This is a genomic window from Mumia sp. zg.B21 (genome assembly GCF_019550855.1).
Taxonomy (GTDB): Bacteria; Actinomycetota; Actinomycetes; order Propionibacteriales; family Nocardioidaceae; genus Mumia.
In genome coordinates, this window is sequence record NZ_JAHWCJ010000004.1 from 574,053 (window position 1) to 588,723 (window position 14,671).

The following is a 14,671-nucleotide window of genomic DNA, read 5'->3' on the forward strand; positions in this document are numbered from 1 at the left end:
GTTCACCGTGCCGTCCGACGCGAGCGGCGCGGCCCGACGGTGGCGTCAGGCACGCTGACCCAGCCCGCCCGCGTGACGACGAGGAACACCTCACCGTCCCCGCGCGCGCAGGTCCGCCACGCCGCGTACCAGGCGAGGTCGGCGCCGCGTACCTCCGGCCGACCCGCGCGCTCCCAGACGAGCACGCGGTCGCGCGGTCCTGTGCCTGCGGCGACCGGGGCCACGAGCCGATCGACGACGTCGGCACGCATCCACGCGTCAAGTCGCTGGACGACGCGCGGCGACGACGACCAGCGCCCGACGAGGGACGCGTGCCCTGCGTCGTACGACCAGAGCGACAGTCTCGGCTCGCCGTCCGGCGGGGTCGCCCGCCGCACCCACCGCTCGACGAGCGCGTCGAGGAGCCGCGAAGCAGCCGCGGGAGGGATGCCGACCGACGGGCCGGAGGGAAGCGAGGGCATGGACCCAGGGTGGGTCCTCCTCGTCTCGCCGGAGCTCGGATGTCCACACGTCGGGGTGACGCGGCGCCGAGGGCGGTGGAAGGCTGTCGAGCGACATGGATCACGATACTGTCGAAGCACCGTCGAGCTATGGAGGTCGAGGATGGGCACGATCGTCGTGGGATACGTCCCTAAGGCAGAGGGACGTGCGGCTCTCGCGCGGGCCGTGGAGGAGGCAAAGCTCCGGGGGTCGAGCCTCGTGGTGGTCAACTCTCACCGCGGCGGGCGAGACTTCGACGACGATGACGCAGTCCGGACCGAGGCCCAGCTCAAGGACGTCCGCGAGCAGCTCGCCGACTCGGGCGTCGACTCCGAGGTTCGCCAGCTGGTCCGCGGCATGGATCCCGCCGACGACCTGATCAAGGTCGCCGAGGAGACCGGGGCGGAGTTCATCGTCATCGGCCTGCGTCGCCGGTCGCCGGTCGGCAAGTTGATCCTCGGGAGCAACGCGCAGCGCGTGCTGCTCGACGCCACCTGCCCGGTGCTCGCCGTCAAGGCCTGACCGGCGACTGGCGGGTCGACGACGCGGCCGTCCTTGGTCGAAAAGGTCGCGTTTCGGTCACGGTACGAGATCGTGGGCCAGGCGGTTCGTGGTTCGCCCCCAGCGCGTGGCAGACTGGACGAGCCGCGGTTGACGGGAGGCCGGTTGATCGCGCCCTCAAGACTGCAGCGACCTTCTGGTCCGAGCACCCCTAGGGAGTCATCTCGTGGTTTCAGCGCCCGATAGCCGAGCACGCAAGACGGTCGTGGCGGAGGCGGGATCCGCCCGCACCACGGTGAAGGCTTCGGCCTCGCAGGGCGCGACCAAGAAGGCCGCGCCTGCCAAGAAGGCTCCGGCGGCCAAGAAGGCACCGGCCAAGAGCGCGGCCGCCAAGAAGACGGCGGCCAAGAAGGCGCCGGCGAAGAAGACCGCGGCCAAGGGCGCCACCGAGGTCGACATCACCGCCGGCGCGATCATCGTCGACGAGAACGGCAAGAAGGTCCTGCCGGACATCCCCGACGAGGTCTTCGTGAAGGACCTCAAGACCGACCCCACCCTCAAGGAGGATGAGGCGTCGGGCTTCACGATCTCCGCGGCTGACGACACCGACGAGCCGGAGCAGAAGGTCACCGTCGCCGGCGCCACCGCCGACCCGGTCAAGGACTACCTCAAGCAGATCGGCAAGGTCTCGCTGCTCAACGCCGGCCAGGAGGTCGAGCTGGCCAAGCGGATCGAGGCTGGCCTGTTCTCCGAGGAAAAGCTCGCCTCGGGCGGCAAGCTGTCGGAACCGGTGCGCGAGGAGCTCGAGTGGATCGTCGAGGACGGTCGCCGCGCCAAGAACCACCTGCTCGAGGCCAACCTGCGACTGGTCGTCTCGCTGGCCAAGCGCTACACCGGCCGCGGCATGCTGTTCCTGGACCTGATCCAGGAGGGCAACCTCGGTCTGATCCGTGCGGTGGAGAAGTTCGACTACACCAAGGGCTTCAAGTTCTCGACCTACGCGACGTGGTGGATCCGCCAGGCGATCACCCGTGCGATGGCCGACCAGGCGCGCACCATCCGCATCCCGGTCCACATGGTCGAGGTCATCAACAAGCTCGCCCGTGTCCAGCGTCAGATGCTGCAGGACCTGGGTCGCGAGCCTACGCCGGAGGAGCTCGCCAAGGAGCTCGACATGACTCCGGAGAAGGTCGTCGAGGTCCAGAAGTACGGCCGCGAGCCGATCAGCCTCCACACGCCTCTCGGCGAGGACGGCGACTCGGAGTTCGGTGACCTCATCGAGGACTCCGAGGCGATCGTCCCCGCCGACGCCGTCTCGTTCACGCTGCTCCAGGAGCAGCTGCACGCGGTGCTCGACACGCTGTCCGAGCGTGAGGCCGGTGTGGTGTCGATGCGCTTCGGCCTGACCGACGGCCAGCCCAAGACGCTCGACGAGATCGGCAAGGTCTATGGCGTGACGCGCGAGCGGATCCGTCAGATCGAGTCCAAGACGATGAGCAAGCTGCGTCACCCGTCGCGTTCGCAGGTCCTGCGCGACTACCTCGACTGAGCGATAACTCAGCAGTCACAATCAGCGTTCACGAGCGCCGCGTACGGGTCCCGTACGCGGCGCTCGTGCGTGAGCTGCCTTGTCGTACGCCGATACGCTGAGGGCATGTCCACGACGCGTACACCGGGCCGTCGGTCGTTCCTCGGCCCCGCGATCCCGGTGCTCGTCCTCCTCGGCGCCATGTGGTTGCTGGAGCTGTTCGACGCGCTTCCGGGCGTCTTCCTCGACCAGCACGGCATCCGCCCGCGGGACACCGACGGCCTGTACGGCATCGCGGCCGCTCCGTTCCTGCACGGTGGCTTCGACCACCTGATCGCCAACTCGACGGCGTTCGTCGTGCTCGGGATCCTCCTCGCGTACACGGCGCGGTCCCGATTCTGGCCGGCCACCTTCGGGATCGTGCTCCTCGGAGGCCTCGGCACGTGGCTGATCGGTGCCCCGTACACGGTGCACATCGGAGCGAGCGGGCTGATCTACGGCTACGCGGCGTTCCTCGTGGTGTGGGGGATCGTGACACGCCGTCTGCTGTCGGTGCTCGTCGCGGTGGTGGTCGCCGTGATGTACGGCGGCATCGTCGGTGGGATCCTCCCCGGTCAGGCCGGCATCTCCTGGGAGGGACACCTCATGGGCGCCGTCGCGGGCGTCGTCATGGCGTGGTGGCTCGGCCGGCGGGACAACCACGAGCGTCGACAGCCCCAGCGGTCGAGGTTTTCCTGAGTCCAGCCGTCGCGGCTCCTGGGTGCGGCTACCCTCACCGCCGGTCTGGTCGATGGACGCTGACGAGATCGCGCAGGTGGGTCTCGAGTGGGCTCAGCTCGCCGCGCCCTCGCCCGGCCCGGTGTGGCCATGGCTGGTCGACCCGCTGGCGACGCCGGGCGGCGTAGTGGTGGCCGGTCGGCGTGGTCCACGTGACCGTGTCAGGGATGGGAGTGCGGTCGCCTGTCGCCGCGGACCCCGTGGAGGCGTGCACTCTCCAGCCGGGCACCTCTTTGACGAGGTTGTCGTGACGACAGAGTGCCTGCGCGTTGTCGACGGTCGTCAGCCCTCCAGCACCGTGCGGGTCGACGTGGTCGATGTCGGTGGCGTCGCAGTCGCAGAACGGGCGGAGACAGTGCCCGTCGATCGTCCGGATCAGCCGCGCGATCCGTGCTGGGAAGCGGCGCCGTCTCTCGTCGGCGTCGCGCGGGTCGCCGCGGTCGTCGGTGAAGACCCTGCGGAGCCAGCTCGCCTCTCGTCCGGCCAACCGCCGGCAGAGGGCCGCCGGCACGGGTCCGTAGCCGTCGAGGACGCCAGGAGCGTCGTCGACGCCGAACAAGGTCTCCGGCCTCATCAACAGACCGATCTCCGCCGGTGCGTGCGTCGATGAGCCGTCCGGTGTGTCGACGTCGACACCGGTGAGCGCCTCGATCGCGTGGTCGGCGGCGATCTGGCGAGTCGTCCGCGGATCGGTCGAGGCCTTCTGCCGGAAGGCGTCGGAGTGGAGACGTCGCCATGCGGCGATCACTTGCTCGGCGGGAGCGCGGACCGTCAGCTCGGCCATCGCGTCCGAGAGTCGGCGCAGCCGGATGTGCCGTGTTGCTCGTGCCGCGTCGGCCCGGTCCGCGCAGCCCGCCGCGTCGAGTGCGAGGACGTGGCGCCGCGCCGCCGCGGAGGCCTCGCGGACGGACATGCCGGGAAGAACGCTGACGACTCGCTCGTCGATGCGCCGACGCCGTCGTCGGTCGAGTGGCGCAGTCTCGGCGCAGACCGCTGCGGCGACGGAGGCACTGATGGCTCCGTCGCGGAGGAGCGCGTGGGTCATCGGGTGGTCACGGAGCGCGATCGCCACGTCGAGACTGTGCTGACCGGCGCCGTTGCCCACACCGCGAGCCATCCCGACCTCGGCCCGAAGCGAACGCGTCCGCGGCTGCGCAGCGCTCGGGTCCTGGCTCGGCTCGGCGCCCGTACGGCGGGCTTCGAGGGCCGAGACCGCGTCGTGCTGGACGCCCTGGGCGATCCGCACCACCACCTCGCACGCACGGATGACGTCGATCTCCGTGGCGCCGGCGGCCCGGTCGACGTCGTCTGTGCGAGAGAGGCCGGCACGTGTCAGCACGACGACCTGCTCGACACGGGTGGAGAGTGCGTCGAGCAGCGTCGCAGCGGTCGCCGCTCCGACCCCGTGTTCGATCATGTGTTCGATAGTAGGGCGCCGGTCTGACACGCGTCGGGCACGTGCTCAGCGCGGCCACCCCGCAACCACGGGTCAGGAACTCTCAGGTCAACACGACGCCGACGACCCACAGCGTCGCCGACACCAGACCGCCCGCGAGCTCGATGAGGATCGACAGGCCGGCCGCCTTCATGGCGTGCTTCGTCGACTCCCAGGCGGCGGCGTGCGTCCGGTGCCGTCCCATCTCGAAGACGTACACGCCCAGCACGAAGCCGAGGAACAGGCCCAGCACCGGAACGACGAAGAAGCCGACGATCCCGCACAGGCCGCCCACGAGCATGGCGCGTCCAGGAACCCCGGCCCGGTTCAGCCGCTTGCCCGGGATCGCGTACTGCACCACGAGGGCGACGGCGTACACGAGCGTCGCCACCCCGAGGACGGCCCAGCCGGTCGGCTCGCCCACCGCGATCGCCCAGACGACGATCGCCGCCCAGATGAGCAAAGACCCGGGGAGGATCGGGACGATGATCCCCGCGAGCCCGACGAGGATTGCGAGGCCGACGAGGACGGTGCCGAGGGTTCCCATGGGGGAAGGGTGCCAGAGCGATCTGAGTACGACGACGCTGCCGTCCGGTCTGGGGACGGCGCAGGATCGGACGGGTGACGCGCAGACTCGGTACGGCAGCGGCGGTGCTGCTGCTCGCGCTGGCGCTTGCGGGCTGTGAGCACTCCTGGCACTGGAAGGCGGCCGACCTCGACCGCAACCGGCTCAACCTCGGGCTCTTCCGGGGAGCCGACACGGGGGAGGAGCTGGGCACCTGGGTCCGCAACGGGCTTGTCGTCGCGGTCGAGGGCACCCGCGACGGAGACGACCTGGCCGTGGTGGTCCGGTACGAGCGCACCGTGGGAGACGGGTGGCTCGGGCAGCAGCAGAAGATCGAGCAGCGCTGTTACCGGTTCACACCGGACGGACCCGGCAACGACGTCGAGTTCGGGCGTACGGACTGTCTCTGAAACGCTGTTACGAATCGTTACCCCCGCCCCTGTCGGGTGACCCCCGAGGTGCGGTAGAACAACGTCTGAGAGTCACGGTGGCGTGACCTGACTGGAGGGTCACGTGAAGATCGGACGACGGCCGCGGCTCGCGGCAATCCTGGCGACCTCGCTCGGCGGGGTGCTGGTGGCGGGGGCTCTGGCGTTCGCGCCGGGAAGCGCTGGCGGTGAGACCTTGGCCGCCGCCGACCCCATCGCCCCGCTCGGGTGGGCGGTGACGAACCTGTCCAGTGGGGCGCCGCAGACGGATGACGCGGTCGCCGCGGATGCGGACGGTTCGGTGGTCGCGGTCCGGTGGAGGCCGTGCACGGGGACGTCGTGCCGTCCGGAGAGCCATCTGCGCATCTCGACCGACGCGGGACGGACGTTCGGACCGCTGCGCACGGTCGATGACAGCGCGAGCGCGCCCATCGTGGCCGTCGCGGGGGTGCACGTCCTCACCGCGAGCTCAGGTCGCGCCGGCTCGGGCAAGCCCGTCGTCCGGGTCAACCGCTGGTCAGGTGGCGCTACGGGTGGCACGCCTCAGAAGGTCGAGATCGCGACGACCGCATCCCCGACGAACCTGCGGCTCGCTGCCTCCGGCAACCGGGCGGTCCTGGCCTACAGGGTCGCTTCTGACGTCTTCGTCGCCCGTACCGGCGACGGCGGCGCAACCTGGTCGACACCGAGCGTCGTCGAGGTGGGCAACGGGCAGCTCGACGTCGACGTCGACGGGGACGAGGCTGTTGTCGTGTCCGCGACCGGTGCCGACACCTGGTCCGTACGGGCCTCCTCCGATGCCGGGACCACGTGGGGTGCTCCCCACTCGCTTGTCGTGGCGGGAGGGGGCGGCGCGACGCCGCGGGTCGCGATCACGGCCGGCGGCCGGATCGCCCTCGGGCTGTCGTACGCAGAGGGCGGGTCCCGACGTGGCGAGGTCCGTACCTCCACGGACGGTGTCACCTGGTCGACCCCCACGAAGCTCGCCAGTCTCTCGGCCACGCAGACGCTCGACCTCGCGGCCGAGGGGGGCACGTTCTTCGCGGGGGGCGACGGCCTGAGCCTGCACCGTTCGACGGGCGACGGATCGTGGAGCCGCATCGGCGAGTATCGCCGGGTGGTGTGGTCATCGACGGCCCACGTGCGGCAGTTCGCCAGTACCGGGCGATCGGCGGTCGCCGTGAGCGCGAACGGTCCGCTCGTGATGCACGGGTCGACCCTCCTGCGCTCGTTCCCGGACACGCGGACGCCGTCCGTACGCTTCACGGCCGTCCCGCCGGCAGTGACCAAGGTGGCGAACCAGGTCGTCCGCTTCGCCGCGACCGACGCCGACGCAGCCGACGCGTGGCTCACGTACGAGTGTGGCTACGGCAGCAACGCGGGGTTCGAGGAGTGCTCGAGCCCTCACCAGATCTCGCGCTGGTCGCCCGAGGTGGCGGGCCGTAAGCAGGAGCTCCGCGTCCGGGCCATCGACGCCGCGGGGCGGGTCTCGCCCGTCGTCACGGCGCGCTGGATCCTCGACCAGGTGCCGCCGGTGCACACCTTCGTGCGCGCGAAGGAGGTCGTGCTGACGTCCCGGGCGATGTTCCGGTGGGGAGCCGAGGAGCACGAGTCGAGCGTCGCCTCGTACCAGGTCCGTTACTCGGTGACGGCCCAGACCGCCGCGCGGATGTCGCGGGCCTGGCGTACGCCGCGTGCTCTGGCGCGGACGACCCGGCGCTCGGTGATCCTCGCGGTGCCGCGCGGCAAGGTCGTCTGCGTCCAGATGCGTGCGACCGACCGCGCCGGGAACGTGTCGGCGTGGACCCGCCAGCAGTGCGCCGCGCGCCCGTACGACGACCGTGCGCTCGCCCGCTCGGGCAGCACGAAGCGGCTCCGCGACAAGCGCTTCGTCGACGGGAGCGCGACGAGGCTTCGCGCTCGAGGGACCGTGACCCTGCGCGGGGTCCAGAAGCGCTCGGAGGTCGTCGTCGTGCTCAAGCGTGAGCCCGGGCGCAGGGGGATCACCATCCACAGGCCTGGCGTGAAGGGCACCACCTTCATCGGGGCGGCGGGTCGTCGGAAGTTCGGCGTCGTGAGGACCGCCCCTGGACCGACCCAACGCCGCACCGGCCCCGTTCGGCTCAGCGGTGACGCCGTCATCGATGGTCTGGTGATGCTGCCGCGCTGGGCCTACGGCGTGCGTCACTGACACGGAGCAGGCAGCGACACCGACACGACGAAGGGCCCCGTACCACCAGGTACGGGGCCCTTCGTCACGCTCGTTCAGGCGTCGGCGGCGCCGAGGCTCAGTGCTCCTCGGCCGGCGCGTTCGCCGGGGTGGCCGTGAGCTTGTCGCTCTCGTCGTGGATGTTCGCCGCGACCTCGCGAAGCTTGGCGTCGTGTGCGCGGCCGTGGTGGGCGCAGAACAGCAGCTCGAAGCCGTTGGCGAGCTCAACACGGACGTAGGCCTGGGCTCCACAACGGTCGCAACGATCAGCGGCGCTGAGGGCAGCGGTGGGGGCGACAGTAGCTGTCACGTCTGACCTCTTCTCTCCGAACAACGGTTCTTCAGGGGCGGAAGGCTTCAGTGCCTTCCTCTGCTTCAACATCCAACCATGAGCGCGTGTTCCCGCAGCGGATCACCTCGCGAATGGCTCGACAACTCGACGGTACCCGCAGCGGGCAATGACGCCACGTGGCGACCTGCGGTGTGGCGTACGACACGCCGCGCCGCGAGGGCCGTACGGTGCACCGAGGGCGTCGTACGGGCTGGGTAGATTTGGCACCGACGCGCCGGACGACCCCGGAGCGTGTGGATAAGGAGCCTGTCATCGACACCGAGTACAACGCCCGCAACCTGCTGGTCCTTGAGGGCTTGGAGGCCGTCCGCAAGCGGCCAGGGATGTACATCGGCTCGACCGACACCCGTGGGTTGATGCACTGCCTCTGGGAGATCATCGACAACGCGGTGGACGAGGCGCTCGGTGGGTTCTGCGACCGGATCGAGGTCGTGCTGCATCCCGACGGCTCCGTCGAGGTCCAGGACAACGGTCGAGGCATCCCCGTCGACACCGAGACCAAGACCGGGCTGAGCGGTGTCGAGGTCGTCTTCACCAAGCTCCACGCGGGCGGCAAGTTCGGCGGCGGCTCGTACGTCGCGACCGGCGGTCTCCACGGCGTGGGCGCCTCGGTCGTCAACGCGCTGTCGGAGCGGCTCGACGTCGAGGTCGCCAAGGACGGTGGGCGCTGGGAGATGTCGTTCCGCCGCGGAGCACCGGGCTCGTTCGACGGCGAGGGTTCCGACGCGCCCTTCACGCCCTCAAGCGGACTGCGCAAGCTCGGGCGCATCAAGAAGGCGACGACCGGCACACGCGTCCGCTACTGGGCGGACCACCAGATCTTCATCAAGGGTGCGGAGTTCTCGTACGAGGAGCTGGTCGCCCGAGCCAGGCAGACGTCGTTCCTGGTGCCGGGTCTTGAGATCGTGCTGCGCGACGAGCGCGGCGACGCGCCGCTCAAGGAGTCGTTCAAGCACGACGGAGGCATCACGGAGTTCTGCGAGTTCCTCGCCCCCGACCCCGCTGTCTCGGACGTGCTGCGGCTGGCGGGCAGCGGGCACTTCACCGAGACCGTTCCGCTGCTCGACGACAAGGGCCACATGAGTCCCCAGGACGTCGAGCGCGACCTCGGCGTCGACATCGCGCTGCGGTGGGGGACCGGCTACGAGACGGTGACCAGGTCCTACGTCAACATCATCGCCACGCCCAAGGGCGGCACGCACGTGAGCGGGTTCGAGCGAGCGCTGACCAAGACCTTCAACGAGGTCCTGCGCGCCAACCGCCAGCTCAAGGCCAACGACAAGGACGTCATCAAGGACGACATCCTCGAGGGGATGACGGCCGTCGTCACGGTCCGGCTGGCCGAGCCCCAGTTCGAGGGGCAGACCAAGGAGGTCCTCGGGACCCCGCCGGTCACCCGGATCGTCGCCAAGGTGGTCTCCGAGGAGCTCAAGGCGTTCCTGACGTCCAACAAGACCGCTCACAAGGCCAAGGCGCGCGCCGTCATGGAGAAGGTCGTCGCGGCCGCCCGCACCCGCGAGATGGCCCGACAGCAGCGCGAGACGCAGCGTCGCAAGAGCGCCCTCGAGTCCAGCTCGCTCCCGGCCAAGTTGGCCGACTGCCGTAGCAACGACAACGACCGCACTGAGCTCTTCATCGTCGAGGGCGACTCCGCGCTCGGTACGGCCAAGGCCGCCCGCTCGTCGGACTTCCAGGCGCTGCTGCCGATCCGCGGCAAGATCCTCAACGTCCAGAAGTCCTCCATCGCCGACATGCTCAAGAACGCCGAGTGCTCGTCGATCATCCAGGTCGTCGGCGCAGGGTCGGGGCGCACGTTCGACGCCGAGCAGGCGCGCTACGGCCGGATCATCTTCATGGCCGACGCGGATGCGGACGGCGCCCACATCCGATGCCTCCTCGCAACACTGTTCTTCCGCTACATGCGCGACCTCGTCGAGGAGGGCCGCGTCTACTCCGCGGTGCCGCCGCTGCACCGGATCGAGCTGTCGAACCCCAAGAAGGGGATGGACAAGTACGTCTACACCTACTCCGACCCCGAGCTCCAGCGGAGGCTCGCCGAGCTCACCAAGAAGGGCCTGCGCTGGAAGGACCCGATCCAGCGCTACAAGGGCCTCGGTGAGATGGACGCCGACCAGCTCAAAGAGACGACGATGGACCCCAGGCGCCGCACGCTGCGGCGTCTCACCGTCGACGACGCCGAGGAGGCGAGCGCGGTGTTCGAGCTGCTCATGGGCAACGAGGTGGCGCCGCGCAAGGAGTTCATCGTCCAGGGAGCGTACGAGCTGGACGCGGACCGCATCGACGCGTAAGGCGTGACTCGGGGCCTACGCCGGGTGCAGCATGGAGCGCATGAGACGCAATCGCTCGATTCCTGCCGCCACGGTGGTCCCGGTCCTCGTCTATCCCGACGTCCGTGCGGCCGTCGAGTGGCTCGAGTCGGCCTTCGGATTCCAGGAGCACGTGCGGATCGGCGAGGACCATCGCTCGCAGCTCGGCGTCGGTGACGGGGCGGTGATCGTCGCTGACGTCCGCCACGACCAACGGCCCCCTCGCGCCGGTGAGGTCACCCACGAGGTCTTGGTCCGCGTCGATGCGGTCGACGAGCACTGCGCCCATGCCCGATCGCATGGCGCGACGATCGTGATGGAGCCGATCACCTTCGAGTACGGCGAACGTCAGTACGCCGCGGAGGACCTGGCCGGCCACCGCTGGCTGTTCACCGAGACCGTCGAGGACCTGCGTCCGGAGACCTGGGGCGGGACGACCGTACGCCCGCGCTGAGGCGGGCGTACGTCGTCGTGACGCGGGGTGGCCGCGATCAGACGACCTGCTCGAGCAGCCCTGTGTCGACGTCGTACAGGAACCCGCCGGCCTTCACGTGCGGCGGGATCAGCGGGTGCGAGTCGATCTTGTGCACCGACTCGGCCAGCTCCGCGCGCTGGTCGTTGATCGCCCCGAGGAACATCCACGTCGCATCCGTGCCGGTGGCATCGCCGATCCGTGCCTGCAGATCGGACTCCGACGCGCTCGCCATCGCGCACCGGGTGTGCTCGACGACCATCACGCGGTCGACCTTCAGCAGGTTCGCGCCGAGCACGAGAGCGACCAGGACCTGCTCGGTGACACGCCCTCCCGGGTTGCGCAGGATCTTGGCGTCACCTGGCTCGAGGCCGACCATCCGCAGCGGGTCGATGCGCGAGTCCATGCACGTCACGATCGCCATGCCGGCTCGGGCCACGCCGTCGAACCCGGCCAGGTCGAACGCGTCGGCGTACCGGCGGTTGGCGGCGAGGAGGTCGTCGAAGTCGTCCTTCATGGGCAGGAGCGTACGACCAGTCGCGGAGGAGCGTGGATCAGGAGCAGCCCTCGTGATGAGGATCACGACCCCGACGGCCGCTCCCTGGTTGCGGCGTCCTTCGTACGGCGTCGAGGCACGTCGAGCAGCAGGACGGCCGCGACCGCCGCGAGACCCGCGCACACCGCGGCGCCGGCGAAGACCGTGCTGAGCTGGACGATGCCGGCGTCCACGAGCTCGGCGTTGTAGGCCTTGCACGCGGTGGCGGACCCCGGACAGACCTCGGACAGGGGAGGGATCCGGTCCACCGCGTCGTAGTAGGCCCGCAGCCCCCAGGACGTCAGGACCGAGATCCCGACCAGCATGCCGACCATCCGGGCCACGACGACGAGCGCCGAGGCGACGCCGTGCGTCTCGTCCGGGGTCGCGTCGAGCAGCGCGGCGTTGACCGGGGCCACGGCGAGACCGAAGCCGAGGCCGGCGAGCGCCAGGACGACTGCCGACGACACGTGGGCGAGCGCGTCACCGTCCCAGCCGGCCATCGCGACGAAGCACCCGCAGGCGAGCGTCATCCCCGCGCCGGCGATCCACGCCGGGCGGACCCGTCGGGTGGCGTAACCGCCCACGACAGCACCCACGGGGATCGCCACCAGGAACTCGACGAGCACGAGGGCGGCGGCCAGCTGGGAGCCGCGATGCTCGGTCAGCCGCGCAAAGAACGGGACGTCCACGAGGGCGGCGATCAAGGCCGCTCCCACGAACAGCGACACGACCAGCGCGCCCCACGCCGGGCGCTGGCGCAGCGTACGGCGGGGGATGAGGGGTGCGGCAGCCGTGCGCTGTCGAACGACGAAGGCCGCGGTGGCGACAGCGGCCGCGCCGAGCAGCAGGGGAGCGTTGGGGGACACGACGCTCTGCTCGGGGTCGGCCGAGGCGAACGTGACGATCACGCAGCCCAGCGCGAGGCCGAGCAGCGCGGCGCCGACGAGGTCGACGGCGCGGACCGTCGCCGGCCAGGTGCGTACCGCGATCAGCGGCCGCCGGGCCGTCAGCTGACGGGCGACGAAGGCGGCGGCGAGTGCGTACGTCGCCAGCGCGACCGGGGTCGTCCAGCGTGACTCCGCCACGAGGGGGAGGAGCAGGGTCCCGAGCTCGACGTCGTTGCGCACGCGGTCGGGCTGGCCGATCGCGAGCGCGAGGCCCGTGACGGCGAGGACGGCGAGGACGGCGCCGAGGACGTCGCGGCCCGGCGACCCGGCGCCCGCCCCTCTCTCGCCCGGCGACCCGGCGCCCGACCCTCGCTCGTCAGACCCTCGCTCGTGAGACAGGGCGAGTATCCGGCCGGAGGCCGCGATCGCCGCAGCCAGCACGAGGGCGACGGCACAGTTCAACCAGAAGATCGCGCGCCAGTCGCCGACCGCGAGCACCGCGGCGCCGTACAGCGGGCCGAGGACGCTCCCGAGCTCCTGCACCGCGCCGACGATGCCGAGCGGGACACCACGCCGGCGCGGGGGCCACAGGTCCGCGACGAGTGCCAGCGTCGCCGGAACGAGCCCGCCACCCCCGACGCCCTGGAGGAACCGACCGACGACCATCACCGTGAGCCCGTCGGCGGCAGCGGTCACGACGGACCCCACGGCGAAGAGCACCAGCGAGCCGACGAGGACGGGGCGTCGTCCACGGATGTCCGCGATCCGGCCGACGAGGGGGAGGACCGCGACGTAGCCCAGCAGGAAGCCCGACACGATCGGCGCTGCCCGCTGCAGTTCGTCGAGCCCCAGCCCACCGGCCGTCATCATGTCCGGCAACGCCATCACGACGACGTACGTGTCGGCGGCGGCGAACGCGACCGCGACCGCGGCGAGTGCGAGCAGGAGGCGCGCCGCCGGGTTCGCGACCGGTGCCGCGGCCGCGGACGGCTCGCTCACGGTGCGGTGATCTCGACCGCGTCGTCGGAGGCGGTGACGGCGACCGTGTAGGTGACCGGCTCGACGTCCTTGTAGAACGGACCCTCCAGGGTGATGTCGCGGAGGACGTCGTCGTCGGTCAGGCGATAGGTCGCGTCGAACGTCGCTCCGGCCTGAGCCGTCGGGATCAGCCCTCGGACCACGGCGCCGTCGATCGTGCCGCTGATGGTCGTCAGCACGTCTCGACCGTCGCGGCTCTCGCCGTCGGTCGAGACGTCGTCGGTCTCGGTCAGGAGCGAGGAGACGCCGCCGTCGGTCCGCATCAGCGTCGCCGGGTCGGGCGCGCCGATCGACGCCGGATCGATCGGCAGGAAGTCGGGAGCGAAGCCGGTCTTGGCGTGCACGGTGCCGTTGACCGAGATCACCTCGGCGTTGACCGGCACGCCCTTGAGCGAGACCTTGACGTCACCCTCGAAAGCGGGAGCGTGGGTGCCCGTCCCCTTGGCCTCGAGGAGCCCGGTGACGCCCGACGGAAGGCTCTTGGTCGCGAGATCGAGCTTGATGCTCTCGGCGTCGTCGAGCACGGCACGAGCGGCAGCGAGCCGCTCGCCGGGATCGCGTGCGGGCTCGTCCGTGCCGTCGTCCCCGGAGCACCCCGCTACTGCCAGGAATACCGTGGAGAGGAGGAGGGCGAGGCTGGCAGACTTCGGCATGGCGTCAGCATAGGCGGCTGTCGTGACCGACCTACCGGAAGGACGAGCCGATGGACTGGAAGCTCGAGAACATCATCCTGGGAGTCACCGACGTCGACCGGGCCAAGGAGTTCTACACCCAGAGTCTGGGCTTCCACCTGGACGTCGACCATCAGCCGAGCGACGACTTCCGGGTCGTCCAGGTCACGCCTGTCGGCTCGGGGTGCTCGGTCACGTTCGGGGTCGGTCTCAACGGGGCTGAGCCTGGCGCGACCAAGGGCCTTCACCTCGTCGTGGACGACATCGAGGCCGCCTACGCGGAGCTGGAGGGGCGAGGCGTCGTGAGCTCCGGCATCCAGCACTTCGACGTCGCGACCGGCGGCATGGCGCCCGGCGTCGATCCCGAGCACCGTGACTTCATGTCCTACGTCTACCTCGACGACCCGGACGGCAACTCCTGGCACGTCCAGGAGGCCCACCACAAGGGCGCCGAGGGCTGACG

General features: G+C 70.4%; 15 protein-coding genes. 8 read left to right on the top strand and 7 right to left on the bottom strand.

Going from position 1 to position 14,671, the window contains the following annotated elements; genetic code table 11:
* Positions 1 to 2: 2 nt before the first annotated feature.
* Positions 3 to 461: a hypothetical protein gene (locus KV100_RS17970; RefSeq protein ID WP_220344452.1), complete on the bottom strand. Its 459-nt coding sequence runs from the start codon at positions 459 to 461 to the stop codon at positions 3 to 5.
* A gap of 142 nt (positions 462 to 603) precedes the next feature.
* Between KV100_RS17970 and KV100_RS17975 the strand changes: the two genes are divergently transcribed.
* The 3 genes from KV100_RS17975 (at position 604) to KV100_RS17985 (ending at position 3,247) form a co-directional block, all read left to right on the top strand.
* Positions 604 to 1,002, top strand: a complete 399-nt coding sequence (locus KV100_RS17975) for a universal stress protein (RefSeq protein WP_220344453.1) — start codon at positions 604 to 606, stop codon at positions 1,000 to 1,002.
* 205 nt (positions 1,003 to 1,207) lie between these two features.
* A complete protein-coding gene (locus tag KV100_RS17980; protein WP_308291475.1) occupies positions 1,208 to 2,530 on the top strand; it encodes an RNA polymerase sigma factor in 1,323 nt (440 codons plus the stop codon).
* A gap of 105 nt (positions 2,531 to 2,635) precedes the next feature.
* A complete protein-coding gene (locus tag KV100_RS17985; RefSeq protein WP_220344454.1) occupies positions 2,636 to 3,247 on the top strand; it encodes a rhomboid family intramembrane serine protease in 612 nt (203 codons plus the stop codon).
* Between the two features lie 34 nt (positions 3,248 to 3,281).
* On the opposite strand, the gene KV100_RS17990 is transcribed toward KV100_RS17985, so the two are convergent.
* Positions 3,282 to 4,703 carry an HNH endonuclease gene (locus tag KV100_RS17990; RefSeq protein ID WP_220344455.1) on the bottom strand — a complete coding sequence of 474 codons (1,422 nt, stop codon included), beginning with the start codon at positions 4,701 to 4,703 and terminating at the stop codon, positions 3,282 to 3,284.
* Between the two features lie 82 nt (positions 4,704 to 4,785).
* Positions 4,786 to 5,268 carry a DUF456 domain-containing protein gene (locus KV100_RS17995; protein WP_220344456.1) on the bottom strand — a complete coding sequence of 161 codons (483 nt, stop codon included), beginning with the start codon at positions 5,266 to 5,268 and terminating at the stop codon, positions 4,786 to 4,788.
* Between the two features lie 74 nt (positions 5,269 to 5,342).
* Between KV100_RS17995 and KV100_RS18000 the strand changes: the two genes are divergently transcribed.
* Both KV100_RS18000 and KV100_RS18005 read left to right on the top strand, forming a co-directional pair.
* On the top strand, positions 5,343 to 5,696 hold the full coding sequence (locus KV100_RS18000) for a hypothetical protein (RefSeq protein ID WP_220344457.1): 354 nt from the start codon (positions 5,343 to 5,345) through the stop codon (positions 5,694 to 5,696).
* 103 nt (positions 5,697 to 5,799) lie between these two features.
* Positions 5,800 to 7,905 (top strand): sialidase family protein, encoded by a 2,106-nt coding sequence (locus KV100_RS18005; RefSeq protein WP_220344458.1) that lies wholly within the window; start codon positions 5,800 to 5,802, stop codon positions 7,903 to 7,905.
* Between the two features lie 97 nt (positions 7,906 to 8,002).
* On the opposite strand, the gene KV100_RS18010 is transcribed toward KV100_RS18005, so the two are convergent.
* Complete coding sequence (locus KV100_RS18010; RefSeq protein WP_220344459.1) at positions 8,003 to 8,233, bottom strand: hypothetical protein; 231 nt, start codon at positions 8,231 to 8,233, stop codon at positions 8,003 to 8,005.
* A 275-nt stretch (positions 8,234 to 8,508) separates the two neighbouring features.
* Here KV100_RS18010 and KV100_RS18015 point away from each other — a divergent pair, with 275 nt between their 5' ends.
* On the top strand, positions 8,509 to 10,584 hold the full coding sequence (locus KV100_RS18015) for a type IIA DNA topoisomerase subunit B (RefSeq protein ID WP_220344460.1): 2,076 nt from the start codon (positions 8,509 to 8,511) through the stop codon (positions 10,582 to 10,584).
* Positions 10,585 to 10,624: 40 nt separating this feature from the next.
* Positions 10,625 to 11,056 carry a VOC family protein gene (locus tag KV100_RS18020; protein ID WP_220344461.1) on the top strand — a complete coding sequence of 144 codons (432 nt, stop codon included), beginning with the start codon at positions 10,625 to 10,627 and terminating at the stop codon, positions 11,054 to 11,056.
* A 37-nt stretch (positions 11,057 to 11,093) separates the two neighbouring features.
* On the opposite strand, the gene KV100_RS18025 is transcribed toward KV100_RS18020, so the two are convergent.
* The 3 genes from KV100_RS18025 to KV100_RS18035 all read right to left on the bottom strand — a co-directional run bounded on the left by KV100_RS18025 (position 11,094) and on the right by KV100_RS18035 (position 14,190).
* Positions 11,094 to 11,591 (bottom strand): carbonic anhydrase, encoded by a 498-nt coding sequence (locus KV100_RS18025; RefSeq protein WP_220344462.1) that lies wholly within the window; start codon positions 11,589 to 11,591, stop codon positions 11,094 to 11,096.
* A gap of 62 nt (positions 11,592 to 11,653) precedes the next feature.
* Positions 11,654 to 13,498, bottom strand: a complete 1,845-nt coding sequence (locus KV100_RS18030; protein ID WP_220344463.1) for an MFS transporter — start codon at positions 13,496 to 13,498, stop codon at positions 11,654 to 11,656.
* Positions 13,495 to 14,190: an LppX_LprAFG lipoprotein gene (locus tag KV100_RS18035; RefSeq protein ID WP_220344464.1), complete on the bottom strand. Its 696-nt coding sequence runs from the start codon at positions 14,188 to 14,190 to the stop codon at positions 13,495 to 13,497. The genes KV100_RS18030 and KV100_RS18035 overlap by 4 nt, the downstream gene beginning before the upstream one ends.
* Before the next feature lie 50 nt (positions 14,191 to 14,240).
* Here KV100_RS18035 and KV100_RS18040 point away from each other — a divergent pair, with 50 nt between their 5' ends.
* Entirely contained in the window at positions 14,241 to 14,669 is a 429-nt protein-coding gene (locus KV100_RS18040) for a VOC family protein (RefSeq protein WP_220344465.1), read from the top strand.
* Positions 14,670 to 14,671 lie beyond the last annotated feature (2 nt).